Genomic DNA, 25,566 nt, shown 5'->3' with positions numbered 1-25,566 from the left:
CAACGCGCCAGGCCCCTGGGAAAGTTCCCGAGGTTCCATTGCCGGAACTGCTCTGACCTGCGCAAACGGCACGGAGGTCCTGAGAAGTTGCTGAGAACACACCACCGGGGGAACCGGCCGGTAACTTTCGGCCCGCCCGGAACGCCCTACCGGACCGGCTCGACGAGCCCGTGCCGCACGAGCGCCTGTACCAGAGCCACCGCCCGTTCGGTCAGCGCCTGTTCGTCCTCGCCGTGCGCGACGGCGAGCAGCGCAACCAGGTCCGCCAGCGGCAGGCCGTCGGCCCGCATCCCCGCCAGCAGCGCTGCCGCCGGCTCGTCCACCTCGTGCTGCCAGTTCGGGCCCCCGCCGCGGTGCACGCGCGTCACCACCTGCCGCCAGCCGTCCTCCCCGGGGAGGTACACCCGTTCGAGGGCGGTGTCGGGCCGGACGACGAACCGCGCCTCCAGGACGTCGTGGTCACGCAGCCAGGCCAGCCGGTCGAAGTACGCGACGGCCTCCGCCCCGAGCGGGTCCGTGAAGCCGTGCCGCAGGTCCTCGGCGAGGACGTCGCTCGGCGCGTCGGTGCGCCGCAGGTAGACGAATCCGAAGCCGATGCCCTCGACCCCGTGCCGCGCGAAGTGGTCGAGCCAGGCCTCGGCGCGTGCCGCCACCGCCGGATCCCGCGGGTCGGCGTCGCCGTCGCGCAGCCACGTGCCCACGTAGAAGGCGGGGTCGGCGACGTCGCGCTGCACGATCCACGCGTCGACTCCGTGGGCGGGCAGCCAGGACGCGATCCGGCGGCGCCAGTCCTCGCCTTCGAGGTGCACCCACGAAGCCAGCATCGCCGCGGTCCCGCCCGGGTTCAGGTGCTCGGCGGCGCGCGAGATCATCAGTTCGCTCGCGCCGTCGAGGTCCAGGCCCGAGTCCCGGTAGGTGTGCTCGACCCGTCCCGTACTCACCACGAACGGCGGGTTCGCGACGATCCGGTCGAAGCGACGGCCGGCCACCGGCTCGAACCACGACCCCTCGAGCAGTTCGATCTCGACCTCGTTGAGCGCGGCCGTGGCGGCGGCCAGAACCAGTGCCCGGGCATTGACGTCGGTGGCGGTGACAGTGTCGGCGAAATCGGTCGCGCGTACAGCCTGCACGCCGCAGCCGGTGCCCAGGTCCAGCACCGAGCCGACCGGATCGGTGGGCATGGCCTGCAGCAGCGACAGCGACGCGTGTCCGACGCCGAGCACATGATCCTCGCGGGCGCGCCGGGGACGCATCGCCCCGTCGAGGTCCGACAGCATCCAGCGCGTCCCGGTGCCGGCGTCGAGCGGTCGCAGATCCAGCGCTGCGCGCACACCGTCGCCGTCGCGTTCGAGCAGCCCGGACGCGATCGCCGTCGCCACGTCGAGTGGTGCGAGCGCGTCGCCCACCTCGTCGGCGGGAAGCGTGTCGCACACGAGGAACAGGCGCACGAGGGTGCCGAGATCACCGCCGCCCGCCGCGGCCCGTCGCACCGGCACGGGTTCGCCGCGTCCCAGCGCGGCGTGCGCGTCGGGACCGAGCAGCTCGAGCATCGTGTCGGTGTCGAACCGTGCGCGAGTGAGTGCCGTGCGCAGCGCGGGACAGATCGAAAGCAGCAGGTCGCGGTCCATCCACGCATTGTGGCAGCACCCTGGTGCCGCGCCCCGGGCCGGGGAATCGGGTCAGCCCTCGATGATGCGCGGCTGTGGGCCCTCGAGCGCCGTGGTGTCGTCGGCGCGGCCGTCCCAACGGCTGGGCTCGTCCTTCGACCGCGGTGGGCGATCGTTGGCGATGAGCACCGCCACCCAGGGAAGGGGGACCGACAGAGCGAGGATGCCCACCGCCAGCCACGGATTGGCGAACGCCGCGTACGCGAGCGCAGCGAGGATCATGGCGGGGATGCGGAAGGACATGAGCGTCAGGTACTTGCGGACCCTCGCTCGGTGCTGCTCCTCCAGCGACGACGCCGCCTCGGTGATCAGAACCGGTTTCTCGGGTGACCCGTCGTCGTAGTCCCCATGGAAACCCGGAGTTCTCGACATCCTTCTACTGTCCCACTCGCGTCCACGGAATGCACATACACATCCGCACCCGGGGTGCGGCATCATGTAACGGTGAGCACCGACATCAAGGAACGGCCGGATACCACCACCGACGAAACCACCGACGACGACACTCCCAAGTTCTTCCACTACGTCAAGAAGGACAAGATCGCCGAGAGTGCGGTCATGGGTACCCATGTCGTCGCGCTGTGCGGCGAAGTCTTCCCGGTGACGCGCTCCCCGAAGCCGGGGTCACCGGTGTGCCCGGAATGCAAGAAGGTCTACGAGGGTCTGCGCAAGGGCGACTGATCGACCGCCTCGTCCGGGGCCGCCGGCGCGGGTGCGCCGACGATGCCCTCCGCTGCGCGTGGGTGCGGCGCGTCCACGGGGCACGACTCGGGTTCCCGCTGCCCCGGCCGCATGATGTCCGGTAGCCGGATCGGGATCGGTGCCGTCCCCAGCCGCCGGGTCAGGCCGGTCACCGCGGCCGGTGCGGGCGCTGCGGCCGCCCGCTCGGCGAGCCACCGGCGCATCTGTTCGATGCGGGTCTCGCGCGCCGGCCAGAACTCCTGCACCGTCGCGTTGAACTCGGCTCCCAGCACGACGGCGAAGCCGAGGAAGAAGGTGAACAGCAGGAACGCGATCGGGGTGGCGAGCGCTCCGTAGGTGTATCCGGTCCCGGAGACCCATCGCAGGTACCAGCGCAGCGCCGCGCTCGATGCCATGAAGAACGTGCCCGCCAGGATCGCACCACCCAGCAGGCGATGCCACGGCAGGGACCTCGGCAACGCCACCTTGTACAGCGTCGTCAGGCCCACGAGCAGCAGCAGGCCCACCCCGGGGTAGTAGAAGGTGTCCAGCAACCGGGACCCGACGTCGTACCACGCCTCCGGCAGCGCCCGTCCGATCATGGTCGGCCCGAGCGCGACGAGCGGCAGCGTGAACACCGCCAGGACGAGGAACACCACGTACAGCAGCAGGGCGAAGAACCGCTGCCAGACGGGATGACGGTGGTCGTGCTGGTCGTGTGCCTCGTCGATGGAGTCGACGAACGTGGAGATCGCCGACGAACCCGCCCACAGCGACAGCAGGAATCCGAGGGACATCACGTCGGCGCGGCCCCGCAGCAGCACGTCCTGCACCGTGGGCCCGATGATGTCGTCGACCACGTTCTCGCTGAACATGGTGCGGGAGAACGTCACGATCTTGGACTGGATGATCTCCACCGTATCGGGTCCGAACCACCCGGCGACGTAGCCGAGACTGCCCAGCAGCCCCAGCAGCAGCGGGGGCAGCGACAGCGTCTGCCAGAAGGCGGCCGCCGCGGCCTTGCTGAAGATGGAGTCGTCCCATGCCTTGACCGCCGTCCGGGCGAGCACCTGCAGCCCGCGATGCACCGGCCGCCGCCGCGGGCGCGGTGCGGCGGTCGATCCGGCCGGAGGAGGTGTGTTGCTCATGGGTACTTCCAGCATTCCTGACGACACGCCGCAGTGCGCGGCGGCGGGCCGACGACACCGCGAATTCTGACATGATCGTCTCCTGTCGCCCGCGTCACGGCCGGCGGCTCGGATGCGGGCGGGGCCGGCGGACCGGGATAGGCTGCTCGACGGCCGTCGTCCGTCCGGCGACCGCACGGCGGTGTCCGTCCGCCCGACGGCGGGCCGCAGAGCGAGACCACCCGCACGACCGGAGAAGGAGCACGAGTAGCCGGTGAGCACCGAGACCGTCGGAACAGCGCCCTCCGCCCCGGCCGGACAGCTGCGCGCCTGGCAGCGCCGAGCCCTGACGAAGTACCTCGCGACGAGCCCGCGGGACTTTCTCGCCGTCGCGACCCCCGGCGCCGGTAAGACCACGTTCGCGCTTCGAGTCGCGGGCGAACTGCTGCGCGACCGCACCGTCGACCAGGTGACGGTCGTCGCCCCCACCGAGCATCTCAAGCACCAGTGGGCCGCTTCGGCCGCGCGCTCCGGCATCGCCCTGGACTCGAACTTCACCAACTCCACCGGCCAGACGTCGAGCGACTTCCACGGCGTCGTGGTGACCTACGCGCAGGTGGCCTCGCACCCGTTCAAACACCGCGTCCGCACCGAGGCCCGCCGCACCCTGGTGATCCTCGACGAGATCCACCACGGCGGCGACGCCAAGAGCTGGGGTGAGGGAATCCGGGAGGCGTTCGGCGACGCCACCCGCCGGCTCGCCCTGACCGGTACCCCGTTCCGCAGCGACGACAGCGCCATCCCGTTCGTGACATACGAACCGAACACCGACGGCTTCATGCAGTCCAGGGCCGACCATGCGTACGGCTACGCCGACGCCCTCGCGGACGGTGTCGTGCGTCCGGTGGTCTTCCTCGCCTACTCCGGCGAAGCCCGATGGCGCAACAACGCGGGGGAGGAGTACTCGGCACGACTCGGTGAGCCGCTCAGCGCCGAGCAGACCGCACGCGCGTGGCGGACCGCTCTCGATCCGGCCGGCGACTGGATCCCGGCCGTCCTCACCGCCGCCAACACGCGGCTCGAGCAACTGCGCCAGGGCGGGATGCCCGATGCGGGCGGACTGGTCATCGCCAGCGACCAGACGGTGGCCCGCGCGTACGCCAAGATCCTCGAGCAGCTCACCGGTGAGACGCCCGCCCTCGTCCTGTCCGACGACCCGACCGCGTCGCGGCGCATCTCGGAGTTCGACGCGAGCACGCAGCGCTGGATGGTGGCGGTGCGCATGGTGTCCGAAGGCGTCGACGTCCCTCGGCTCGCGGTGGGCGTGTACGCCACCAGCGCCTCGACGCCGCTGTTCTTCGCCCAGGCCATCGGCCGTTTCGTGCGGTCGCGACGCAAGGGCGAGACCGCGAGCGTGTTCCTGCCGTCCGTGCCGGTGCTTCTCGACCTGGCCAGCCAGCTCGAGGCGCAGCGGGACCACGTGCTCGGTAAGCCGCACCGCGTGAAGGAGGGCTTCGACGACGACCTGCTCGCCGACGCCAACCGGACCAAGGACGAACCGGGCGAGGAGGAGAAGGCGTTCACCGCGCTCGGCGCGGAGGCCGAACTCGACCAGGTGATCTACGACGGCTCCTCGTTCGGCACGGCGACGTTCTCCGGCAGCGAGGAAGAGGCCGACTACCTGGGTCTGCCCGGGCTGCTCGACGCCGAACAGATGCGGGCGCTGCTGCGTCGCCGGCAGCAGGAGCAGCTGGACAAGCCGACGCCGGTCCCCGCACCCGCTCCGCCGCCGCAGGTGGCCGAGCGGGTGGCGACCGCCGACTCGCTGGCCCGGCTGCGCAAGGAACTGAACTCGCTCGTCGCGATGCACCACCACCGGACCGGTAAGCCGCACGGGGTCATCCACGGGGAGTTGCGACGGCAGTGCGGGGGTCCGCCGACCGCGATCGCCACGGCCGAGCAACTCGGCGACCGCATCGCGCTGCTGCGCCAGTGGTGAACCCACTGCCGACGCACCCCCGAAACGGCGAAACGGGCGACCACCCGCGGTGGTCGCCCGTTTCGGCTCGGGTCTCGGAGTCGTCCGGCTCCGGAACGGTGGATCAGACGGCGGCTTCGGCGTCGGACTCGATCGTGGCGCCGAGTTCACGCAGCCGGTCGGTGTGCTCCTTGGCGTGGTGGCCGCAGAAGAGCAGCTCGCCACCGGTGGCAAGGACGGCACGGACGCGAGCGGCTGCACTGCACCGATCGCAGCGGTCTGCGGCGGTCAACTTCGGGCTGGTCAACGTTCCGGGCATGACTCCTCCAAACTGGCCACCACTGTCGTCGGTTGCCTGGGGTCTGGTCCGCCGCACCGGGCCGGCGCGGTGGAACTACTGTGTCAGACGATTCCCGTTCACGCGTTGTTCCAATCCTCCGAAAATCGTGTCGAGTTTCACCCCCGACCCCCCCGAACGCCCACGACGTGCGGTTTCGGGGCTGCGGGTGTTCGCTCACAGCGCAGAGCCCTCGGCGGTGTCGCGGGCCCGGAACGGCCACCGGGAGAGGCTGCGGTGACGAATCGGCTGGTACACATCTGCGCGCGAGCCGACTGGGAGCGGGCGCAGCGCCAAGGAGAGCTTGCCCCCGACTCGCTCGCCACGCACGGGTTCGTGCACCTGTCGACCCCGGAACAGGTGCACCTGCCGGCGAACCGGTTGTTCGCCGGCCGCACGGACCTGGTGCTGCTGCATCTCGACCCGGCGCGGCTCGCGGACGAAGTGCGATGGGAGCCGGGCCTCCCGGACGATCCGGAGGGGATGACGTTTCCGCACCTCTACGGCCCGCTGCCGGTCGCTGCGGTCACCGCGGTGGTGGACTATCGCCCCGGGGGAAACGGACTTTTCGGGGATCCCTGAGGGTGCGCCGTCACCCGGGTGGACTGTGAGTCCTACTCTGGCGGCATGAACGTCGAAGTGACGCCGCTTCCCGGAATCGGCGTGCGCAAGGACTTCGAGCTGGCGTCGGGTCGGCGGATCGGGGTCATCACGCATCGGGACGGCCATTCGGACCTCATCGTCTCGAAGGCGGACGATCCCGATGCCTGTGCGGCCTCCCTGCCGCTGACCGTCGAGGAGGCCGCCACCCTGAGCAACCTGCTCGGCGCGCCGCAACTCGTCGCCCAGCTCCAGGAGGACCACCGGGAACTGCCCGGGATCATCACCCGGCAGCTGCACATCCACGACAGCTCCCGTTTCGACGGGGCAGTGCTCGGGGACACGGCGATGCGTACCCGCACGGGTGTGTCCGTCGTCGCGGTGATGCGCGCCGGGCAGGTGACGCCCTCGCCGGGGCCGGACTTCGTACTCACCGGGGGAGACATCCTCGTCGCCGTCGGCACGGCCGACGGCCTGGACGCCGCGGCCAGGATCCTGCGCAACGGCTGACCGATGAATTCGACCACGCTCGCCCTGATCGAACTGGGGGCGGTGTTCTTCGCCCTCGGCGTGCTCGGACGCCTCGCCGCGCGCTTCGCCATGTCGCCGATCCCGTTCTACCTCCTCGGCGGTCTCGCGTTCGGCACCGGTGGGTTCATCCAGCTGGGTGACATCAGCGAGTTCAGTCACGTTGCCAGTGAGATCGGCGTGGTCCTGCTGCTGCTGCTCCTCGGCCTGGAGTACACGGCCTCCGAACTCGTCACCGGGCTCAAACGGTCCCGCGCGGCAGGCCTGCTCGATCTCGTACTCAACGCCGCGCCGGGAGTGGTGATCGCGCTGCTGCTCGGGTGGGGCGCGACGGGGGCGTTCGTCCTCGGTGGCATCACCTACATCTCGTCCTCGGGCATCATCGCCAAGACCCTGACCGACCTCGGTCGCCTGGGTAACCGGGAGACTCCCGTGGTGCTGTCGATCCTCGTCTTCGAGGACCTCGCGATGGCGGTGTACCTGCCGATCCTGACCGCGGTGCTCGCAGGGGTCAGCCTGATCGGTGGGCTCGAGGCCGTCGCGATCGCGCTGGGGCTGGTCACGGTCGTGCTCGTGCTGGTGCTGCGATACGGGCGTTACGTCTCCGCGGTGCTCGACAGCCCGGACAGCGAGACGCTGCTGCTCAAGCTTCTCGGCGCCGCGCTGCTGGTCGCCGGTGTCAGCTCGGCGATGCAGGTCTCGGCGGCGGTCGGCGCGTTTCTGCTCGGCATCGCGATCTCCGGCTCGACCGCCCACAACGCGGCCCGCGTCCTCGAGCCGCTGCGGGATCTCTTCGCGGCGATCTTCTTCGTGTTCTTCGGCCTCAACACCGATCCGACCGCCATTCCTCCGGTACTGGGGTGGGCGGCGCTGCTCGCCGTCGTCACGGCGCTGACGAAGGTCGCCACCGGCTGGTGGGCGGCGCGACAGCACGGCATCGCCACCATGGGCCGCGCTCGCGCGGGCGCCGCCCTCATCGCCCGCGGTGAGTTCTCCATCGTCATCGCCGGACTCGCCGTCACCTCGGGTCACGTGGACGCCGAGCTCGCAGCCCTCGCTTCGGCGTACGTGCTCATCACGGCGGTGCTCGGCCCCGTGGCGGCGCGGTTCGTCGAGCCGGCGACCCGCGCCGTGGTACCCCGGCTACGCGAACGGCCGCCGGCTGCGGAGCCGACGGCCGATCGCCGTGAAGCGGAGGAGTTCTAGGTGGATCCTCAGTCGAGGTAGTCGCGCAGCACCTGCGACCGCGACGGGTGCCGCAGCTTCGACATGGTCTTCGACTCGATCTGCCGGATCCGCTCGCGGGTGACCCCGTAGACCTGCCCGATCTCGTCGAGGGTCCGCGGCTGACCGTCGGTCAGGCCGAACCGCAGCCGGACCACCCCGGCCTCACGTTCGGACAGTGTCTCGAGTACCGACTGCAGCTGATCCTGCAGCAGCGTGAACGACACCGCGTCCACCGCCACCACGGCCTCGCTGTCCTCGATGAAGTCGCCGAGCTGGCTGTCGCCCTCGTCGCCGATGGTCTGGTCGAGCGAGATCGGCTCCCGGGCGTACTGCTGGATCTCCAGTACCTTCTCCGGCGTGATGTCCATCTCCTTGGCCAGTTCCTCCGGAGTGGGCTCGCGCCCGAGGTCCTGGAGGAGCTCACGCTGGATGCGGCCGAGCTTGTTGATCACCTCGACCATGTGCACCGGGATGCGGATGGTGCGGGCCTGATCCGCCATGGCGCGGGTGATGGCCTGCCGGATCCACCAGGTGGCGTACGTGGAGAACTTGTAACCCTTGGTGTAGTCGAACTTCTCCACCGCGCGGATCAGACCGAGATTGCCCTCCTGGATGAGATCCAGGAAGGCCATCCCCCGGCCGGTGTAGCGCTTGGCGAGTGAGACGACGAGTCGCAGGTTGGCCTCGAGCAGATGGTTCTTGGCGCGGTTGCCGTCGCGGCAGATCCAGTTCAGGTCGCGGCGCTGCGCGACCGGCAGCTTCTCGCCCTTGTCGGCGTACTCCTGCAGCCGGTACCGGTAGGTCGCGTACAGGCCGGCCTCGATGCGCTTGGCGAGCTCGACCTCCTCCTCGGCGTTGAGCAGGGCAACCTTGCCGATCTGCTTGAGGTAGGCGCGCACCGAGTCGGCGGAGGCGGTCAGCTCGGCGTCCTTGCGGGCCTGCCGCAGCGCCTCCGACTCCTCTTCGTCCCAGACGAAGTCGCCCGACGCCTTGTCCTTGTCGCTGGGCTCGTCGTCGGCGTCCGCCGCCTCCACGACCACGTCCTCGGCGCCTTCGAGTTCGGCCTCGGCGACGTCGATGTCCTCGAGCGCGGCTTCCTCGCCCTCGAACTCGTCGCCGGCCGGCTTGCCCGCCTTCTTGGCGGCGGCCTTCTTCGCCGTCGTCTTCTTGGCGGCGGCCTTCTTCGCCGGGGCCTTCTTGGCGGCCGCCTTCTTCGCCGGGGCCTTCTTGGCCGGGGCCTTCTTCGCCGGCCGCTTCGTGGCGGGTGCGGTACCGGTCGCGGATTCCGCGGCGTCCGCGGAGGCTGCCGATTCGTTGGGGGAATCAGCCGTGTGGATGTCGGTGGCTGCCACGTACGCCCTTTCGTGACGAGGTAGTGCGGCGTCGCGCCAGAGGGGTTCCGGCGGAGAGGTCTGTCGGGATCAGGCCGGTTCGCAGCCGGCTGTGCACCATTGTAACGATCGCCGTCGTGCGCGATGTGCAGGACTCAGGGGTGGACGCCTGTTTTCGCAGCCCACGCGGCCCCGATGATGCCGGCGGTGTTGCGCAACGCGGCCGGAACGACGGGCGTGCGGTTGGTCAGCAGCGGGATCCACTTCTCGTGCTTGCGGCTGATGCCGCCGCCGGCGATGAACAGGTCGGGCCACAGCAGGGCCTCGAACCGCGACAGCACCAGCGAGACCTCCTTGGCCCACCGCTTGTACGACCACTCGTTGCTCTCCTTGACCGACGACGCCGCGCGGTGCTCGGCTTCCATCCCGTCGACCTCCATGTGCCCGAACTCGGTGTTCGGCAACAGAACGCCGTTGTGCAGCACCGCCGAGCCGATCCCTGTTCCGAAGGTGAGCAGGACGACCACTCCCGACGCGTCCCTGGCCGCACCGAAGCGGTCCTCGGCGAGACCGGCGGCATCCGCGTCGTTCAGCACGCTGATTGGGCGATCCCCCAGAGCCGAAGCGAACAACGCCCGGGCGTCGGTGCCGATCCATGCCGGATCGATGTTCGCGGCCGTACGCGCCACCCCACCGGTCACCACACTGGGCAGGGTGACCCCCACCGGTCCGGTCCACTGCGCCTGCTCCACGATTCGGGCGACGGTGTCCGCGACCGCCTGCGGAGTCGACGGCTGGGGAGTCAGGATCTTGATGCGCTCACCCACCAGAACACCCGTGGACATGTCGACGACCCCGCCCTTGATGCCGCTGCCCCCGACGTCGACACCGAATCCCAGAAGGTCCGGATCCGGCATGGCCGGCTGGGTCGTCTGCGTCATCTCGCGCTCCCTCTCGTCACCGGAACAGTCACCGCGGGCAACCGCTGTCGTGACGTCACCCTAATGCGAACGCGGCGGCAACGCGGGTGGTGCCGTACCGCGCAGTGTGTTCGGATACTCGGGTGCCCGACACCCCGGATCCCCACCCTTGCACCCTTTCCCGCGACGCCACCACGGACCCGGCCCGGCTGCGGGAGATCGCCGTGGACGTCGCGGTGGCGGCCGCCGCCCACGTGCGCGCCCGGCGGCCCGAGCTGTTCCCGGCCGCCGACCCGGGTGCTCGCACGGCCGGCGCGGTGCGATCGAAGAGCACCGACACCGATCCGGTGACGATGGCGGACACCGAGACCGAGGACCTCATCCGGCGACTGCTGACCCGGTCGCGGCCGGGCGACGCGATCCTCGGAGAGGAGGGCGGCGCCGATGCCGGGTCGACCGGTGTCCGATGGGTTGTCGACCCCATCGACGGCACGGTGAACTTCGTGTACGGCATCCCCGCGTACGCGGTCTCGATAGCAGCCCAGGTCGGTGGAAGATCCGTGGCGGGAGCGGTGGTCGATGTCGCCGCCGGAGATGTCTACTCGGCCGCGCGCGGAGAGGGGGCCACCCGCACCGACGCCGGGGGATCGGTGACGCGTCTGCGCTGCAACCCGGTCGGGGACATCGCCCACGCACTCGTCGCGACCGGCTTCTCCTACGCGCCGCACCGGCGCGAACGACAGGGCCTTCTGGTGGCGGAGCTGCTGCCGAGAGTGCGGGACATCCGCCGGATCGGCGCGGCCGCCCTGGACCTGTGCATGGTGGCTTCGGGCCGGGTCGATGCCCACTACGAACACGGGCTGCAACCGTGGGACTGGGCCGCCGGTGCGCTGATCGCCGCGGAGGCGGGCGCCTGGGTGCGGCTACCGACCGGTGGCGGCGACGTCGGCGAGATCACCGTCGCCGCTGCACCCGGCGTCGCAGCACAGCTCGCGGACCTGCTCGCCACGTTCGGCGCCGACGCTCCGATCCCGGCCTGACGGTCCGCGGCGCTCAGCAGCGGGCGTCGCGGGCCGCCGCCAGCAGGTCGATGTCCAGCGGCGCGGCGGCCGCACCCACCGGCGCCTCCCGCAGCGACTGCAGCACCTCCTCGGCATCGGCGTTGGGCGCGATCTCCTTGGAGTAGGTGCCCAGGGCGAGGTCGACGGTGTCGTCGGCACGGTCGTCGCGGACGAGTTCGGCGCACGGTGCGACCAGCCACACCGTGCTGGCAGCTGCGGCTCCGGCCGCCCCGAACCTGATCTGACCGTGGCACTGCATGTTCTGGTCGACGTAGACGGGGTCGTTGCCCGCCTGGACGTCCGGTGCGCTCGCGAAGCCGTACTCGGCCAGCTGGGTGGCCACATGGGTCGCCTGGCCACGTTCACCGTTGGCGTTGAACACCCGCACCCGCGTCGCCGCCAGGGGAGCGGGCTCGACGTCGAGCAGGACGGACCGGTCGACCACCTCGCCGAGGGGGGCCGGTTGCGGTCCTCCGGGCTCCGACGGCACGGTCGGCGGGGCGTTGCATGCCACGGTCCGGGATACCGGGTCGGAACCGGCGAACACCGATGCCCACACCACGATCCCGACCGTAGCCAGAATCGCGAACAGTGCCGCGGCCGGCACGACGCGGCGGCGGGGGAACGGCCGGCCGCGTTCGTCACGCGCCCGGCCTTCGGTGATCAGGGAAACCACGGCGCCCTGCCTCTCGCATCTCCAAGGGGTGTGTGCGACCACTGTAGAGGGCATCCCCGGGGGGGTCCGCGAAGGCGGGCGAACGGTGGAATGTCTCGAGTTGCTGTGGTGTTGGTGACAATTGACCGACATTTCCCCGGATCGCGTGTATCGGTTACGGCTTCTGTGGGTACTTCCGCTATTGTTCGGCGGCCCAGGTCGTCGAAGATTCGATGATCGGGCTTTCGACAGCGGGAGGCCCGGGTCGTGTCCGGGACCCGGACACGGTCGGCGGGAACTTCCGGAGACGGTCGGGCGTTGCCCCCGCCGAAGGACATGAACAGTGTCCTCCGGCCGGGCACCTGCACGAGGACTAGAGGTAGAGGAAATGGCGACTGACTACGACGCACCGAGGCGAACCGAAACCGACGAGGTGTCGGAGGATTCACTCGAAGAACTGAAGGCGCGACGCAACGAGGCGCAGTCCGCCGTCGTGGACGTCGACGAGTCGGATACCGCGGAGTCCTTCGAGCTGCCCGGCGCCGATCTGTCCGGCGAGGAGCTGTCGGTCCGGGTGGTGCCCAAGCAGGCCGACGAGTTCACCTGCTCGAGCTGTTTCCTGGTACACCACCGCAGCCGGCTCGCCAGCGACGAGAACGGCGTGATGATCTGCCGGGACTGTGCAGCCTGAGTCCCGGCGGGACTGTGCAGCCTGAGTCCCGGCGGGACTGTCCACGCTGAGTCCCGGACGATCGCGCTGACCGGCCGTGCCCGGTTCAGTGTCCGGAGTGGTCGGCGCATCCCAGGGCGGCCTGCAGCTCCGCGGGCCGCCTGGTGCTGATCAGCCAGTACGGGGTGGGGTCGTCCGGGTCGTCCAGCACGACGAGCACCATCGTCCCGATCCACGGGCGGTGCTGGACGTATGCCGCCGGGTCGAGCTGGCGGCCCAGGGCGGCGCTCTTCGCCGACGCCGGCACCACGACAGCGCGGGAGATCACCTCGAGCGGCAGGTGCGCCCGGCCGACGATCAGTTCCCCGCCCGTCACCTCCAACCGCAGACGGGACAGCCACACGAGCGCCCAGACAGGGAACGGCAGCAGCAGCACGTACGGCAGCCAGGCTTGCAGACCGGGCGCCCCCATGTGCAGTTCCGCGGCCAGCAGCGCGGCCACGCCCAGGCCGAGGGGCCACCACCACAGCGGCACCCACATCCGTTCGGAGTAGACCGGCACGTCGGTCGTCTGCTGCGCATCCGCGTCGGGTCGAGAGGTTCGAGACACGTCCATCAGAGTAGTCTCGGTGCACGTGACCGATCTTCCAGCCGTCCCTCTGCTCCGTCTGGACCCGGGGATTCCTGTGCCCGCCCGCGCACACACCGGCGACGCCGGCGTGGACTTGTGCACCACGGTGGACGTGACCCTCGAGCCCGGGCGGCGAGCGCTGGTGGGGACCGGCATCGCGGTGGCCCTGCCCGTCGGCACGGTGGGTCTGATCCATCCGCGTTCCGGCCTGGCCGCGAAGTTCGGGCTCTCGGTGGTCAATACCCCCGGGACGGTGGATGCGGGCTACCGCGGCGAGATCAAGGTGTGCCTGATCAACCACGATCCCGACCGCGCGGTCGAGCTGCGTCGTGGCGACCGCATCGCCCAACTGCTCGTGCAGAAGGTGGAACTCGTCGACTTCGTCGAGGTCGACTCTCTCGACGACACCAGCCGAGGCGCCGGAGGATACGGATCGAGCGGTGGGCACGCAGGTCTGGTGAAGGAAGGTTCCTGACATGTTCGGACGACGCCGGAAGAACCGGGACGCCGAAGCACCCGGACTCGCGGACGAGGCTGAGTTCGCGCCCATGCCCGGGGAAGACGAGACACCGGTGCCGCAGGGCGGTCCCTACGACATCGACGACATCGGCGAGGACGCGGTCGGCGGCCGGCTCGACCTCGGGTCGGTCCTCGTGCCGCTGCCGCCGGGTGGGCAGATCCAGGTGGAGATGGCGCCGAACGGTCAACCCCAGGCCGTGCATCTGGTGACCCAGCACGGACGGATCACCGTCTCCGCGTACGCGGCGCCGAAGTCTCCGGGGCAGTGGCGGGAGGTGGCTGCCGAGCTGGCCGAATCGCTGCGCCGCGACAATGCGACGGTCAGCATCGAGAGCGGACCGTGGGGCCGGGAACTGCAGGGCAGCACCCCGAACGCGGATCTGCGCTTTCTGGGGGTCGACGGTTACCGGTGGATGATCCGCTGCGTGGTCGCCGGGCCGGCCGGTTCGGTGACGGCTGATTCGCCGCTGGTGGAGACCGCACGCAGCATCGTCGCCGAAACCGTCGTGCGTCGCGGCCAGGATCCGCACCCGGTGCGCACGCCGTTGCCGGTGGTGCTGCCGAAGGCTCTTGCCGAGCAACTAGCCGCCGCCGCACAGCAGCAGCAGCACGCAGCCGCGCAGCAGGCAGCGCAGCCGACGCCCCAGCAGCCGGGACCTCAGCAGCCGGGACCTCAGCAGCCGGGACCTCAGCAGCCGGCACCTCAGCAGCCGGCACCGCCTCAGCAGCCGGCACCACAGACGCGCCCGCGGCACGGCGAGTCGGGCTCGGCGATGCAGCAGCTCGGTTTCTGACGGTCCGATCCGTCAGCCCCGGACGCGCCGCAGCGCCTTCAGGCAGGTCGTTCCCAGTACGGACGGGTCGGCGCCGATCTCGGCGAGGGTGACGGTGCCCAGCGCGGCCCGCGTCAGGTGGGCACACCATTCCTGCGCGACCGCGAGGGGATGGACCGCGTCGTCCACGGCGGCGGCGATGCCGACCGGCACCTCCACGGCCTGCAGCTCGTGCAGGTCCAGGGCCCGGTATCGGGATGCCTCGTCGAGCGCCGCCGGCAGGCCCGGCCACTGCGACCGCCAGGAGCGGGCCAGTTCCGTCCCGAGCCACGCGGGGCTGGACGCCACCATCGCGGCGGTCACCGCAGCCAGCCCGTGGGTACGTAGCTCCCCGGCGGTCCATCGGGCGCTCGCCGCCGCCGGTGCGGCGTCCGGTGAGCCCGTCCACGCCGGCAGCGCAGCCAGCACGCCGACGGTGCGTCCGGGATTCTCGGCCGCCCATCGCAGTGCGACCGCGGCCCCGAGCGATACGCCGCCCACCAGCACCGGCCCCTCGGCCGCGGCCCGGTCGAGGGCATCGACGTAGCTGCCGACCACGCGTGCCGGATCCGGGTCGACCGCGACGGTGCGTACTCCGGTGGCGGCGAGCGGACCCGCGAACGCACGCTCGGCGAAGTGCGCGTCGGAGCCTGTTCCGGGCAGGATCACGGCGACGACAGCCCTGGTCGCGTGGCGTTCGGGGGAGCTGTTCACGGAGGGCATGCCCCGATCCTGCCGGACCCGTCGGCGCAGGTGGGAACCGGAGTGGTTGCCCTGTCCCGATAGGTCTACAGTGGCCCTCAGGAAAGCCCCATGCGCGGCCCGCGACCCGTGCCGCGCCCGTTCCAGGAGCACGCTATGGCAACCGCCGCAGCCGGTTACTTCCGCCGACTCACCCGTCGGCTCACGGAAGATCTCGAACAGCTCGACGCCGAGGAGATCGCCGAAACCGCCCAGGCGACCGGGGCCCGCCGCGCTTGCGACTGTGCGCGCGGGGAGGAAGTGACCATGTTCGGCCGCCTCCGCAGTGTCGAGGCGTGCCCGAAGGCCGCCAGCGCCGCCGTCGAGGCGGAACTGTTCGACGGCACCGAAGCCGTCAAGCTCGTGTGGATCGGACGTCGCCGCATCCCGGGCATCGAGCCGGGCAAGACGCTGCTCGTGCGCGGCCGCGTCGGCGAACGCGACGGCGCGAAGGTCCTCTACAACCCGTATTACGAACTGCGCGAGCGGGCCTGACCCGGTCGTCGCCCCGCGCCCGTACCCGGCGCCACCCGCCCCTGAGCTGAGCTGTGGCACCCTCGTAGGAGTGAGCGAGAAGCAGCAGACGGTTCTGGAACAACTCGGTGGACTCAGCGGGTTGGTCTCGTCGACCGTGCCCGTGCTGGTGTTCGTTCCGGTCAACAGCATCTGGGGTCTGACCGCCGCGATCTGGGCCGCCCTCGCCGCGGCCACCGCCGTGCTCGTGTGGCGGCTCGTCCAGCGCACTCCCGTCCAACCCGCCGTCTCAGGGTTCCTCGGTGTGGGTGTGTGCGCGTTCATCGCCTATCGCACCGGCGACGCCAAGGGATACTTCCTCTTCGGCATCTACACCAGTCTGCTGTACGCCGCCGGCTTCGTCCTGTCCGTCCTGGTGCGGCGACCCCTGGTCGGCGTGATCTGGGGCATGCTCAACGGGCAGGGATCGTCCTGGCGGCGGCACCGTGTCGCCGTGCGCGCCTACGACATCGCGACGGCGGCGTGGGCGCTCGTGTTCGCGGCCCGCTACCTCGTGCAACACGAGCTGTACGACGCCGACCGGACCGGCTGGCTCGCCGTGGCCCGCATCGGCATGGGATGGCCGCTGACTGCGGTGGCGTTGCTGGTCACGTTGTGGGCCGTGCGCCGCGCTGATCGGGTCGTCGAACCGGCGCCCGAGACGGTCGACGAGCCGATCGAGACCGGGCCGGGCCGGGCCGCCGACGGCCCCGACCAGGACGTCCGCTGATCCGCTAGAGCCCGAGCGCTCCCCGCAGTTCCTGTTCCACCTCGTCCGCGGCGACGAACAGCAGTTCGTCGCCGCCTTCGAGCGGGTCGTCGGGCTGCGGGACGATGACGCGGCCCCCGCGCAGGATCGTCACCAGGGCCGCGTCCCGGGGCAGTTGCAGTTTGCGCACCGGTTTCCCGGCCAGCGCGGTGGTGTCCGGCAGGGTGATCTCGACCAGGTTCGCGCCCTTGCGCAGTGTCATCAGCCGGACCAGATCGCCGACCGAGACGGCCTCCTCGACCAGCGACGCCAGCATGCGCGGCGTGGAGACGGCGACGTCGACCCCCCACGACTCGTCGAACAGCCACTCGTTGCGCGGGTCGTTGACGCGCGCGACGACCCGCGCGACCCCGAACTCGGTGGTGGCAAGCAGGCTCAGCACCAGGTTCGCCTTGTCGTCGCCGGTCGCGGCGATCACCACGTCGTACTGCTCGAGTTGTGCGGCCTCGAGCAGGCTCAGCTCGCAGGCGTCGGCGTGCACCCACTTGGCATCGGGCACGGAGTCGGGCTCGACGTGCTCGAGCTTGCGCTCGAGCAGCATGACGTCGTGGTGGTTGCGGATCAGTTCGCGCGCGATGGAGCGCCCGACGGCTCCCGCCCCCGCAATGGCCACCTTCATCGGCGATCCTCTCGGTGATGTCCGGGTCGTGTGTTCGGCTGCGCCTGCTGGCACCGGACGGTCAGTCGTCGGCCGCGGGGGGCTGTTCGGCGAGGGCGATCGCCTCGGCGACGGTGCCCGAGACGGCCGCGATGTAGACCTGGTCGTCGGCCTGCAGCACCGTCTTCCGGTCGGGTAGGACCCCGGTGCCGAAGCGGATGACGAACGCGACCCGCGAATGGGTCGCCGCCTCGAAGTCGGTGACGTTGCGGCCGATCCAGTCCTCGTGCACCGAGACCTCGGCGACGGCGACGGTGCCCGTCGGATCCCGCCACTTGGCGGTCTGGCTCTCGTGGGTGAGGTTGTGCAGGAACCGGTCGGTCGTCCACGGCACCGTGGCGACGGTCGGGATCCCGAGGCGCTCGTACACCGCGGCGCGCTTGGCATCGTAGATGCGGGCGACGACGCGCTCGACACCGAAGGTCTCCCGGGCCACCCGGGCCGAGATGATGTTCGAATTGTCCCCGGACGAGACCGCGGCGAACGCGTCGGCCCGCTCGATGCCGGACCGCACCAGCACGTCCCGATCGAAGCCCATCCCCACGATCGTGTGTCCCGGGAAGTCCGGGCCGAGCCGAAGGAACGCGCTCGGGTCGCGATCGATGACGGCCACCTCGTTGCCCAGCCGGACGAGCGCCGCAGCCAGGGAGGAACCCACCCGGCCGCAACCCATGACCACCACGTACACCGTTCGCTCCGATTCTCTTGCTTGCCGTGTCGCCCGGTCGCGACGCGCAGAACCGAACCGTACCGCTCGCGCAGGACCGGTGTGCAGTGCCCGGCGAAGGTGCCCCGGCAGCGGTGCATTTCGGACACGACCCCGGGCGCCCGGCGGGTGGCCGGCGGGACGGCTTAGGCTTTGCGAGTGTCCAAGCTCTCGACCGCCACGAAGCGGTTGTTGTTGGGTAGGCCGTTTCGCAGCGACACGCTCGGTCACACGTTGCTGCCCAAGCGAATCGCCCTGCCGGTGTTCGCATCCGACGCGCTGTCGTCGGTGGCGTACGCCCCGGAGGAGATCTTCCTCGTCCTGTCGGTCGCGGGTCTGTCGGCGTATGTGTTCACCCCGTGGATCGGCGTCGCGGTGGCGCTCGTCCTCGCGGTCGTCGTCGCGAGCTACCGGCAGAACGTGCACGCCTATCCGTCGGGGGGCGGAGACTACGAGGTGGCGACCAAGAATCTGGGCCCGACCGCCGGCCTGACCGTCGGCAGCGCCCTGATGGTCGACTACGTGCTCACCGTCGCCGTCTCGATCTCCTCGGCTGCGGCGAACATCGGCTCGGCGGTCCCGTTCGTGGCGCAGCACAAGGTGCTCTTCGCGGTCGCCGCGATCGTCGTGCTGACCGCGATCAATCTGCGTGGCCTCCGCGAGGCCGGCACGGCCTTCGCGATTCCCACCTACGCCTTCATGATCGGCATGCTCGTGATGTTGGGCTGGGGGCTGGTGCGCATCTTCGTGTTCGGCGAGGACGTCCGGGCCGAGTCGGCCGGCTTCGAGTTGGTCGCCGAGCAGTCCGGTCTGACGGCGATCGCGTTCGTGTTCCTCATCGCCCGCGCGTTCTCGTCCGGGTGTGCGGCCCTGACCGGGGTCGAGGCCATCAGCAACGGGGTGCCCGCGTTCCGCAAGCCGAAGTCCCGGAACGCTGCCACGACCCTGCTCATGCTCGGTGGGATCGCGATCGTGCTGCTTCTCGGCATGATCCTGCTCGCGAACAAGGTGGGTGTGGTCATCGCCGAGCATCCCGAGACCCAGCTGCGCGGCGCGCCGGACGACTACCAGCAGAAGACGCTCGTCGCACAGTTGGCGCACGCGGTGTTCGAGGGCTTCCCGCTCGGCTTCGTGCTGATCACCGTCGTGACGGCGCTGATCCTGGTGCTGGCCGCCAACACGGCGTTCAACGGCTTCCCGGTGCTGGCCTCGGTGTTGGCGCAGGACCGCTACCTGCCCCGGCAGCTGCACACCCGCGGCGACCGGCTGGCCTTCAGCAACGGCATCCTGTTCCTCTCGGGCGTGGCCATCGTGTTCGTGTGGGCCTTCGACGCGGAGGTCACGAAGCTGATCCAGCTCTACATCGTCGGTGTGTTCGTCTCGTTCACCCTCAGTCAGACCGGCATGATCCGGCACTGGACGAGGCATCTGGCGTCCGAGACCGATCCCGAGCAGCGCAGACGCATGCAGCGGTCGCGGATCGTCAACACGATCGGCCTGGCCATGACCGCGTCCGTGCTGGTGATCGTGCTGGTGACGAAGTTCGCGGCGGGCGCGTGGATCGCGATCGTGGCGATGGTCGCGATCTTCGGCGTGATGAAGGCCATCCACCGTCACTACGACAGCGTGGCCGAGGAACTGGAGAACACCGAATGGGACGGGGTGTTGCCCAGTCGCACCCATTCGATCGTGCTGGTGTCCAAGCTGCACATGCCGACCCTGCGAGCGCTGGCGTACGCGCGGGCGACCCGTCCGGACACACTCGAAGCGGTCACGGTCAACGTCGACGACGCCGACACGCGGATGCTGGTGCGCGAATGGGAACGCAGCGACATCACCGTCCCGCTCAAGGTCGTCGAGTCGCCGTACCGGGAGATCACCCGTCCCGTCCTCGAATACGTCCGGCGGGTGCGGCGGGATTCACCGCGCGACGTGGTGACCGTGTTCATCCCGGAGTACGTCGTCGGTCACTGGTGGGAGCAGATCCTGCACAACCAGAGCGCGCTGCGGCTGAAGAGCCGGCTGTTGTTCCAGCCCGGTGTCATGGTCACCAGCGTCCCGTGGCAGCTGAGTTCGTCCGCCCACGCCCGCGCGGAACGTCTGGATTCCGCGCCGGGATCGGTGCGGCGGGGATTCGAGGAGGAACGATGAGTGTCGACTGGTCCGGACGCCGGCTCGAGGTGACACTGGGCAACCCGGCGCACGGGGGGTTCTGCGTCGCGCGGCACGAGGGCCGGGTCGTGTTCGTCCGGCACGGCCTACCCGGCGAGCGGGTCGTCGCGTCGGTGACGGAGGACCGAGGCGGCTCGTTCTGCCGCGCCGACGCCGTGCACATTCTCGAGGCCTCGCCGGACCGGAGGGAGCGGGTGTGCCCGATCGCCGGGCCCGGCGGATCGGGATGCTGCGACCTGTCCCACGCGACGGTGCCGGCCCAGCGGGCCTTCGGGGCCGCGGTGGTCGCGGAGCAGTTGCGCCGTCTCGGCGGGGTCGAGCGGGACGTGCTCGTCGAGGAGTTGCCGGGTGGTGCGCTCGACGGCACCCGGTGGCGCACCCGGGTGCGCCTGGCGGTCGACGCCGCGGGCCGAGCGGGGTACCGGCGCTACCGCAGCCACGAGATCGAGACCGACCTGGCCTGCCCGCAGATCGAGGCCCGGGCCTACGAGGGGCTGGCGGAACGGGTGTGGCGACCTGGTTCCGAGGTCCAGGTGGTCCTCGATGCGGACGGGACGCGGCACGTGATCGAGATCGCACCGCCGCCCGTGTCCCGCACGGGCCGTCGCAGCCCGGGGCGGCGGGGAGCGGCAGCCCGCCGCGCGGCGGCCGGTGCGCCCCGCGCCGAGAAGGTGGTCGAAGGCTCGGGGCGGGCGGTCGAGCGCGTCGGCGGCCGCGAATGGCACGTGGCGGCAACCGGCTTCTGGCAGGCGCATCGCGGGGCAGCGCAGGCCTATTCGGACACCGTGGGGGAGTGGGCAGCGGTGTCGCCGGGCGCGACGGCGTGGGATCTCTACGGCGGGGTGGGGGTGTTCGCCGCCGTCCTGGCCGATCAGGTCGGCACCGGCGGCCGGGTCGAGGCGGTGGAACTGTCCCGCCGGGCGGCGCAGGACGGGGCCGAGGCACTCTCGGATCTCGGACAGGTGCGGTTCCATGCGGGCCGGGTGGAGCAGTTGCTCCCGGAGCTTCCCGCCCCGCAGGTCGTGGTGCTCGACCCGCCCCGGGCCGGCGCCGGGCGGGATGTGGTGGCGGCCGTCGCGGCGGCGGGGCCGGAGCGCGTCGTGCACGTCGGATGCGATCCGGCGGCCTTCGGCCGCGATGTCGGCCTGTACCGGGACCACGGCTTCGAGCTTGCCGACCTGCGCGTCTACGCGGCGTTCCCCTCGACGCACCACGTGGAGTGTCTGGCCTTGTTCACCCGCTGATGTTCACCCGCTGATGTTCACCCGCTGATCGGGGCTGCCCTCGTCGTAGGGTCCCGCGCCTTCGTGGTTGCTTGCAACACGCAACTAAATGTATAGTTGCGTGTTGCAAGCAATTAATATCGATTCGGAGGCGATCCGTGGCCGTCCAGCCCGACACCGCGCACGCGCTCGTCGACGCGATCTTCCTGTTCGGTCGCACGCTGCGCACGGCCCTGGCCAACTCGACGGGCGACGAGCTGCCCAACGCCCTGACCGGAGTTCTGTTCGTCCTGTGGCGGATGGGGGAGTGCCGTCCCAGCGAACTCGCCGCGGAACTGTGTATGAGCCAGTCCGCGTTGAGCCGGCAGCTGGGCGAACTCGTCGAACGGGGAATGGTGGACCGTCACCGCGACCCCGACGACCGGCGGGCCCACCGCGTCAGCGTGTCGGAGACCGGGCACAGAGCCCTGCGCGAGATCCGCGACCGTCGCGCCTCCCGATTGCACGAGCTGCTCGGCGGCTGGGACCAGGCGCAAGCCGAATCCGCCCTCGGCGCGCTCGCGCACCTGAACGACACCCTTTCCGTCCACGACACCACCGGAAGGAACTGCCTGTGAGCGCCGCAGCTGTCAGTCCCCCCTCCTCGATGAGCGCCCCGGGCGCCGCCGAAACCACCATGACGCACCGCGAGATCCTCGAGGCTCTCGCGGGGCTGCTCGCCGCCCTCTTCACGGCGCTGCTGAGCAGCACCATCGTGGCGGTTGCGCTCCCCACGATCATCGCGGACCTGAACGGATCCCAGACCCAGTTCGCGTGGATCATCACCACCGCCCTGCTCGCCAACGCGGCCTCGACGCCGATCTGGGGCAAGCTCGCGGACCTGTTCAACAAGAAGCTGCTGGTCCAGACGGCGATCCTCATCTTCGTGGCAGGCTCGATCGTTGCCGGCCTCGCCACCAACGTGCCCGTCCTGCTCGCCGCCCGCGTGATCCAGGGCATCGGGATGGGCGGCCTCACCGCGCTCGTCGTCGCGGTCATCGGCAGCATCATCCCGCCCCGCGAACGCGGCCGGTACTCCGGTTACATGGGCGCGGTGATGGCCGTGTCCATGTCGGGCGGGCCGATCCTCGGCGGCGTCATCGTCGACAGCCCGCTCGGCTGGCGCTGGTGCTTCTTCATCTCCATCCCGATCGCCGTCGCCGCCATGGCGCTGCTGCAGCGCACCCTGCACATCGTGACCGAACGCAAGCAGGACGTGAGCATCGACTGGCTCGGCGCCACGCTGCTGACGGCCGGTGTCAGCGTCCTGCTGATCTGGGTGTCCTTCGCGGGCAAGGCCGGCTACTACGGGTGGCTGTCGTGGGAGACCCTCGCGTACGTCGGCGTCGGTGTCGGACTGCTCGCCGCCACCGTCGTCGTCGAGTCCAAGGTCGCCGACCCGATCATCCCGCTGAAGATCGTCACCGAGCGCACCACCGCACTCGCGATCATCGCGTCGGTCGCCGTCGGCGTCGGGATGTTCGGCGCCACCGCCTTCCTCGGCCAGTACTTCCAGACGGCCCGCGGCTACAGCCCGACGGCCGCCGGCCTGCTCACCATCCCCATGGTGTTCGGCTCGCTCGTGGCCTCGGTGGTCTCCGGTCAGCTCATCACGCGCTTCGGCCGGTGGAAGCCGTTCCTGGTGCTCGGCGCGGTCCTGCAGGTGGTCGGCTTCGGTCTGCTCGGCTTCCTCGACCACGCCACCCCGATGTGGCTGATCGGTGTGTACATCGCGATCGTCGGCCTCGGCACGGGCATGCTCATGCAGAACCTCGTGCTCGCCGTGCAGAACACCGTCAGTGTCCGCAACATCGGAGCCGCGAGCAGCTCGGTCGCGTTCTTCCGCACCTTCGGCGGAGCGATCGGGGTGTCCGTGCTCGGATCGATCCTCGCCACCCGGGTGACCACGCTGTCCGCAGACGGCTTCGCCGCCCTCGGCATCGACACCGGCTCGGCCGGCGGTGGCGGCAACCTCGACCTCGCGGCCCTGCCCGAGCCGGTCGCGGAGATCATCCGTCACGCCTACGGCGACGCCACCGGGTTGCTGTTCCTCGTCGCCGCGATCATCGCGCTGGTCACCGTCGCCGCGGTCGTGTTCATCCCGAACCGTCCCCTGCGGAAGACCATCGATATCGTCACCGAGGAGCAGCCCGCCGCGGCGGGGCGCTGATCAGGACCGGCGGTTGTACAACCACATCGTCGCCGGGCCGAACAGCACCACCAGCGCCGCGCACCACCCGAACACCATCGCGAGGTGCGCGGCGTCCGGCGTACCCGCCGTCAGGTCCCGGACGGCTGTGACGAGGCGGCTGATGGGATTGACCGTCACGAAGCCCTGCAGCCAGCTCGGCATCGTCGCGGGATCGACGAACACGTTCGACGCGAAGGTGAGCGGGAACAGGATGGTCATCGACACACCCATGACCGCCTGCTCGGTGCGCAGCAGCATCGCCAGCATCGTCCACACCCACGAGAGACTGAACGCGAACAGCAGCACGAGCGCCACCGCCGCGGCCGCGCCGACCGGACCGCCCGCCGGCCGGAACCCGAGCACGATCCCGAGCGTCAGCACGATCACCGACGCCAGCGTGTAACGGGCGAGATCGCCGAACAAGGCGCCGACGAGCGGTGCGGGCCGCCACACCGGCATGGACCGGAACCGGTCGAACACCCCCTTCTCGATGTCGCGGTTGAGCGTCATGCCCGTGTACATCGTGATGGTGCACACCGTCTGGACCAGGATCCCGGGGATGAGGAACTGCACGTACGCATCGGTCGATCCGGCCAGCGCACCGCCGAACAGGAACGTGAACAGCAGCGTGAACATCAGCGGGAACACGGTCACGTCGAACAGCTGCTCGGGAACGTGCTTGATCCGCAGCAGCGCCCGCCACCCGAACGACAGCGACGCGGCGAACGCGGACGCCGGAGTCGGGGGCGGTCCGGCGACGTGCAGGACGTCCACGACGGCGGCGGGCGTGCCTGCCCGTCGGTCGGCGGTCGAGGTCACGATGCGATCTCCTCGTCTTCGTCGGGAACTTCCGTGGGATGGCCGGTGAGGGCGAGGAAGACCTCGTCGAGGCTCGGCTGCCCGAGGGCGAACGTCGTGACCCCGATGTCCGCGGTGTCGAGGGCGGTCAGAGCCGCCGCCGCGGCCCGTGGATCGTCCACCCGCGCGGTCAGCGCCGCCGGGTCGGAGCCGGCCGTCACCGCCATCCCCAGCGCCGCGCCCAGCACGGCCGCCGCATCGTCCCGGCGCGCAGGATCGACCACCCGCACGTGCAGCGAACCGGACCCGACGGACGCCTTGAGTTCGCCCGGGGTGCCCTCGGCGATCACCCGGCCCCGGTCGATGACCGCGACCCGATCGGCGAGCTGGTCCGCCTCGTCGAGGTACTGCGTCGTCAGCAGCACCGTCGTCCCGGCGGACACCAGGGCTCGCACGATCTCCCACACCTGGTTCCGGCTCCGCGGGTCGAGTCCCGTCGTCGGCTCGTCCAGGAAGATCAGTTCGGGTGCGACGATGAGGCTCGCGGCGATGTCGAGACGCCGCCGCATACCTCCGGAGTACAGCTTCACCTGACGGCCCGCGGCCGCTTCCAGGTCGAACGCGGCCAGCAGCTGTCCGGCCCGGGACCGGGCACCCGCCCTGGAGAATCCCAGCAGCCGCGCGAGCAGCACCAGGTTCTCGGAACCGGTCAGATCCTCGTCGAGCGAGGCGAACTGACCGGTGAGCGAGACCCGGCGGCGAACCCGCTCGGGTTCGAGGCGCACGTCGTGCCCGAGGACGGTCGCGGTGCCGCCGTCCGGTGCAAGCAGTGTCGCGAGCATCCGGATCGTGGTCGTCTTCCCGGCGCCGTTCGGGCCGAGCACGCCGTAGACGCCGCCGGCGGGCACGGCGAGGTCGATGCCGTCCACGGCGGTGTCCGCGCCGAAACGTTTGATCAAGCCCGAGGTCTCGATGGCCAGTGCAGGGGGCATGGCTCCAGCCTTGCCCACGG

Annotated in this window: 28 protein-coding genes; 15 read left to right on the top strand and 13 right to left on the bottom strand. The window is 70.4% G+C overall.

Features of this window, described 5'->3' with window-relative positions; genetic code table 11:
• Positions 1 to 146: 146 nt before the first annotated feature.
• Positions 147 to 1,628, bottom strand: a complete 1,482-nt coding sequence (locus tag RR3_RS13335; protein ID WP_017682087.1) for a DUF7782 domain-containing protein — start codon at positions 1,626 to 1,628, stop codon at positions 147 to 149.
• 51 nt (positions 1,629 to 1,679) lie between these two features.
• Positions 1,680 to 2,039 carry a DUF3099 domain-containing protein gene (locus RR3_RS13330; RefSeq protein WP_010592602.1) on the bottom strand — a complete coding sequence of 120 codons (360 nt, stop codon included), beginning with the start codon at positions 2,037 to 2,039 and terminating at the stop codon, positions 1,680 to 1,682.
• 72 nt (positions 2,040 to 2,111) lie between these two features.
• Here RR3_RS13330 and RR3_RS13325 point away from each other — a divergent pair, with 72 nt between their 5' ends.
• Entirely contained in the window at positions 2,112 to 2,348 is a 237-nt protein-coding gene (locus RR3_RS13325) for a DUF3039 domain-containing protein (RefSeq protein ID WP_003935590.1), read from the top strand.
• Here RR3_RS13325 and RR3_RS13320 read toward each other — a convergent pair.
• Entirely contained in the window at positions 2,321 to 3,496 is a 1,176-nt protein-coding gene (locus RR3_RS13320) for a YihY/virulence factor BrkB family protein (protein ID WP_059174606.1), read from the bottom strand. The genes RR3_RS13325 and RR3_RS13320 overlap by 28 nt on opposite strands.
• A 253-nt stretch (positions 3,497 to 3,749) precedes the next feature.
• On the opposite strand from RR3_RS13320, the gene RR3_RS13315 reads away from it, so the two are divergent.
• Positions 3,750 to 5,474, top strand: a complete 1,725-nt coding sequence (locus RR3_RS13315) for a DEAD/DEAH box helicase (protein WP_010592600.1) — start codon at positions 3,750 to 3,752, stop codon at positions 5,472 to 5,474.
• A gap of 103 nt (positions 5,475 to 5,577) precedes the next feature.
• Here the strand turns inward: RR3_RS13315 and RR3_RS13310 are convergent, their stop codons facing one another.
• A complete protein-coding gene (locus RR3_RS13310) occupies positions 5,578 to 5,772 on the bottom strand; it encodes a DUF7455 domain-containing protein (RefSeq protein WP_010592599.1) in 195 nt (64 codons plus the stop codon).
• A 255-nt stretch (positions 5,773 to 6,027) separates the two neighbouring features.
• On the opposite strand from RR3_RS13310, the gene RR3_RS13305 reads away from it, so the two are divergent.
• Genes RR3_RS13305 through RR3_RS13295 form a run of 3 tightly spaced genes read left to right on the top strand, consistent with a single transcriptional unit; the run spans position 6,028 to position 8,124 of the window.
• On the top strand, positions 6,028 to 6,372 hold the full coding sequence (locus tag RR3_RS13305) for a DUF952 domain-containing protein (protein WP_010592598.1): 345 nt from the start codon (positions 6,028 to 6,030) through the stop codon (positions 6,370 to 6,372).
• A 45-nt stretch (positions 6,373 to 6,417) separates the two neighbouring features.
• A complete protein-coding gene (locus tag RR3_RS13300; protein WP_010592597.1) occupies positions 6,418 to 6,900 on the top strand; it encodes a cation:proton antiporter regulatory subunit in 483 nt (160 codons plus the stop codon).
• A gap of 3 nt (positions 6,901 to 6,903) precedes the next feature.
• Positions 6,904 to 8,124 (top strand): cation:proton antiporter, encoded by a 1,221-nt coding sequence (locus RR3_RS13295; protein WP_010592596.1) that lies wholly within the window; start codon positions 6,904 to 6,906, stop codon positions 8,122 to 8,124.
• 8 nt (positions 8,125 to 8,132) lie between these two features.
• Here RR3_RS13295 and RR3_RS13290 read toward each other — a convergent pair whose 3' ends face one another.
• Positions 8,133 to 9,497: an RNA polymerase sigma factor gene (locus RR3_RS13290; protein WP_064066340.1), complete on the bottom strand. Its 1,365-nt coding sequence runs from the start codon at positions 9,495 to 9,497 to the stop codon at positions 8,133 to 8,135.
• Positions 9,498 to 9,631: 134 nt separating this feature from the next.
• Positions 9,632 to 10,417, bottom strand: coding sequence for a polyphosphate--glucose phosphotransferase (gene ppgK, locus RR3_RS13285; protein WP_010592594.1), 786 nt, complete (start codon positions 10,415 to 10,417; stop codon positions 9,632 to 9,634).
• 122 nt (positions 10,418 to 10,539) lie between these two features.
• On the opposite strand from ppgK, the gene RR3_RS13280 reads away from it, so the two are divergent.
• Entirely contained in the window at positions 10,540 to 11,436 is an 897-nt protein-coding gene (locus RR3_RS13280) for an inositol monophosphatase family protein (protein WP_010592593.1), read from the top strand.
• Between the two features lie 13 nt (positions 11,437 to 11,449).
• On the opposite strand, the gene cei is transcribed toward RR3_RS13280, so the two are convergent.
• Positions 11,450 to 12,133 carry an envelope integrity protein Cei gene (gene cei / locus RR3_RS13275; RefSeq protein WP_010592592.1) on the bottom strand — a complete coding sequence of 228 codons (684 nt, stop codon included), beginning with the start codon at positions 12,131 to 12,133 and terminating at the stop codon, positions 11,450 to 11,452.
• A 367-nt stretch (positions 12,134 to 12,500) separates the two neighbouring features.
• Between cei and RR3_RS13270 the strand changes: the two genes are divergently transcribed.
• A complete protein-coding gene (locus RR3_RS13270; protein ID WP_003935578.1) occupies positions 12,501 to 12,803 on the top strand; it encodes a DUF4193 domain-containing protein in 303 nt (100 codons plus the stop codon).
• Between the two features lie 85 nt (positions 12,804 to 12,888).
• Here RR3_RS13270 and RR3_RS13265 read toward each other — a convergent pair whose 3' ends face one another.
• Positions 12,889 to 13,398 (bottom strand): DUF3093 domain-containing protein, encoded by a 510-nt coding sequence (locus RR3_RS13265; RefSeq protein WP_010592591.1) that lies wholly within the window; start codon positions 13,396 to 13,398, stop codon positions 12,889 to 12,891.
• A 19-nt stretch (positions 13,399 to 13,417) separates the two neighbouring features.
• On the opposite strand from RR3_RS13265, the gene dut reads away from it, so the two are divergent.
• A complete protein-coding gene (dut, locus tag RR3_RS13260) occupies positions 13,418 to 13,888 on the top strand; it encodes a dUTP diphosphatase (RefSeq protein ID WP_082061237.1) in 471 nt (156 codons plus the stop codon).
• Position 13,889: 1 nt separating this feature from the next.
• Positions 13,890 to 14,726 (top strand): DUF3710 domain-containing protein, encoded by an 837-nt coding sequence (locus tag RR3_RS13255; RefSeq protein WP_017682084.1) that lies wholly within the window; start codon positions 13,890 to 13,892, stop codon positions 14,724 to 14,726.
• 12 nt (positions 14,727 to 14,738) lie between these two features.
• On the opposite strand, the gene RR3_RS13250 is transcribed toward RR3_RS13255, so the two are convergent.
• On the bottom strand, positions 14,739 to 15,467 hold the full coding sequence (locus RR3_RS13250) for an alpha/beta fold hydrolase (protein ID WP_010592588.1): 729 nt from the start codon (positions 15,465 to 15,467) through the stop codon (positions 14,739 to 14,741).
• 135 nt (positions 15,468 to 15,602) lie between these two features.
• Between RR3_RS13250 and RR3_RS13245 the strand changes: the two genes are divergently transcribed.
• A complete protein-coding gene (locus RR3_RS13245; protein WP_003935573.1) occupies positions 15,603 to 15,980 on the top strand; it encodes an OB-fold nucleic acid binding domain-containing protein in 378 nt (125 codons plus the stop codon).
• A gap of 70 nt (positions 15,981 to 16,050) precedes the next feature.
• Positions 16,051 to 16,728, top strand: coding sequence for a DUF3159 domain-containing protein (locus RR3_RS13240; protein ID WP_017682083.1), 678 nt, complete (start codon positions 16,051 to 16,053; stop codon positions 16,726 to 16,728).
• Positions 16,729 to 16,732: 4 nt separating this feature from the next.
• Here the strand turns inward: RR3_RS13240 and RR3_RS13235 are convergent, their stop codons facing one another.
• Positions 16,733 to 17,386 (bottom strand): potassium channel family protein, encoded by a 654-nt coding sequence (locus tag RR3_RS13235; protein WP_010592585.1) that lies wholly within the window; start codon positions 17,384 to 17,386, stop codon positions 16,733 to 16,735.
• Positions 17,387 to 17,447: 61 nt separating this feature from the next.
• Positions 17,448 to 18,113, bottom strand: coding sequence for a potassium channel family protein (locus RR3_RS13230; protein WP_017682082.1), 666 nt, complete (start codon positions 18,111 to 18,113; stop codon positions 17,448 to 17,450).
• Positions 18,114 to 18,290: 177 nt separating this feature from the next.
• Here RR3_RS13230 and RR3_RS13225 point away from each other — a divergent pair, with 177 nt between their 5' ends.
• From RR3_RS13225 to RR3_RS13210, 4 genes are all read left to right on the top strand, one after another.
• The gene (locus tag RR3_RS13225; RefSeq protein ID WP_010592582.1) at positions 18,291 to 20,282 is read left to right on the top strand and encodes an APC family permease; all 1,992 of its coding nucleotides are present in this window, start codon (positions 18,291 to 18,293) and stop codon (positions 20,280 to 20,282) included.
• Positions 20,279 to 21,547 (top strand): class I SAM-dependent RNA methyltransferase, encoded by a 1,269-nt coding sequence (locus RR3_RS13220; RefSeq protein ID WP_048772839.1) that lies wholly within the window; start codon positions 20,279 to 20,281, stop codon positions 21,545 to 21,547. The genes RR3_RS13225 and RR3_RS13220 overlap by 4 nt, the downstream gene beginning before the upstream one ends.
• Before the next feature lie 137 nt (positions 21,548 to 21,684).
• The gene (locus RR3_RS13215; protein WP_010592579.1) at positions 21,685 to 22,143 is read left to right on the top strand and encodes a MarR family winged helix-turn-helix transcriptional regulator; all 459 of its coding nucleotides are present in this window, start codon (positions 21,685 to 21,687) and stop codon (positions 22,141 to 22,143) included.
• 59 nt (positions 22,144 to 22,202) lie between these two features.
• Entirely contained in the window at positions 22,203 to 23,735 is a 1,533-nt protein-coding gene (locus tag RR3_RS13210; RefSeq protein ID WP_010592578.1) for an MDR family MFS transporter, read from the top strand.
• Here the strand turns inward: RR3_RS13210 and RR3_RS13205 are convergent, their stop codons facing one another.
• Both RR3_RS13205 and RR3_RS13200 read right to left on the bottom strand, forming a co-directional pair.
• Positions 23,736 to 24,575, bottom strand: a complete 840-nt coding sequence (locus RR3_RS13205; RefSeq protein WP_017681363.1) for an ABC transporter permease — start codon at positions 24,573 to 24,575, stop codon at positions 23,736 to 23,738.
• The gene (locus tag RR3_RS13200; RefSeq protein ID WP_010592576.1) at positions 24,572 to 25,546 is read right to left on the bottom strand and encodes a daunorubicin resistance protein DrrA family ABC transporter ATP-binding protein; all 975 of its coding nucleotides are present in this window, start codon (positions 25,544 to 25,546) and stop codon (positions 24,572 to 24,574) included. The genes RR3_RS13205 and RR3_RS13200 overlap by 4 nt, the downstream gene beginning before the upstream one ends.
• Between the last annotated feature and the right edge of the window lie 20 nt (positions 25,547 to 25,566).

Source organism: Rhodococcus ruber NBRC 15591, assembly GCF_001894945.1.
GTDB classification, from domain to species: Bacteria; Actinomycetota; Actinomycetes; order Mycobacteriales; family Mycobacteriaceae; genus Rhodococcus; species Rhodococcus ruber.
Note: the sequence above shows the minus strand (reverse complement) of the source record. Positions and strands in the feature narration are given on the sequence as shown.

Excerpts from the sequence above, each read along its gene's own strand:
- RR3_RS13335 (WP_017682087.1), bottom strand. The coding sequence starts at position 1,628 with ATGGACCGCGACCTGCTGCTTTCGATCTGTCCCGCGCTGCGCACGGCA.
- RR3_RS13330 (WP_010592602.1), bottom strand. The coding sequence starts at position 2,039 with ATGTCGAGAACTCCGGGTTTCCATGGGGACTACGACGACGGGTCACCC.
- RR3_RS13320 (WP_059174606.1), bottom strand. The coding sequence starts at position 3,496 with ATGAGCAACACACCTCCTCCGGCCGGATCGACCGCCGCACCGCGCCCG.
- RR3_RS13310 (WP_010592599.1), bottom strand. The coding sequence starts at position 5,772 with ATGCCCGGAACGTTGACCAGCCCGAAGTTGACCGCCGCAGACCGCTGC.
- RR3_RS13300 (WP_010592597.1), top strand. The coding sequence starts at position 6,418 with ATGAACGTCGAAGTGACGCCGCTTCCCGGAATCGGCGTGCGCAAGGAC.
- RR3_RS13295 (WP_010592596.1), top strand. The coding sequence starts at position 6,904 with ATGAATTCGACCACGCTCGCCCTGATCGAACTGGGGGCGGTGTTCTTC.
- ppgK (WP_010592594.1), bottom strand. The coding sequence starts at position 10,417 with ATGACGCAGACGACCCAGCCGGCCATGCCGGATCCGGACCTTCTGGGA.
- RR3_RS13270 (WP_003935578.1), top strand. The coding sequence starts at position 12,501 with ATGGCGACTGACTACGACGCACCGAGGCGAACCGAAACCGACGAGGTG.
- RR3_RS13265 (WP_010592591.1), bottom strand. The coding sequence starts at position 13,398 with ATGGACGTGTCTCGAACCTCTCGACCCGACGCGGATGCGCAGCAGACG.
- RR3_RS13255 (WP_017682084.1), top strand. The coding sequence starts at position 13,890 with ATGTTCGGACGACGCCGGAAGAACCGGGACGCCGAAGCACCCGGACTC.
- RR3_RS13250 (WP_010592588.1), bottom strand. The coding sequence starts at position 15,467 with ATGCCCTCCGTGAACAGCTCCCCCGAACGCCACGCGACCAGGGCTGTC.
- RR3_RS13245 (WP_003935573.1), top strand. The coding sequence starts at position 15,603 with ATGGCAACCGCCGCAGCCGGTTACTTCCGCCGACTCACCCGTCGGCTC.
- RR3_RS13235 (WP_010592585.1), bottom strand. The coding sequence starts at position 17,386 with ATGAAGGTGGCCATTGCGGGGGCGGGAGCCGTCGGGCGCTCCATCGCG.
- RR3_RS13220 (WP_048772839.1), top strand. The coding sequence starts at position 20,279 with ATGAGTGTCGACTGGTCCGGACGCCGGCTCGAGGTGACACTGGGCAAC.
- RR3_RS13210 (WP_010592578.1), top strand. The coding sequence starts at position 22,203 with ATGACGCACCGCGAGATCCTCGAGGCTCTCGCGGGGCTGCTCGCCGCC.
- RR3_RS13200 (WP_010592576.1), bottom strand. The coding sequence starts at position 25,546 with ATGCCCCCTGCACTGGCCATCGAGACCTCGGGCTTGATCAAACGTTTC.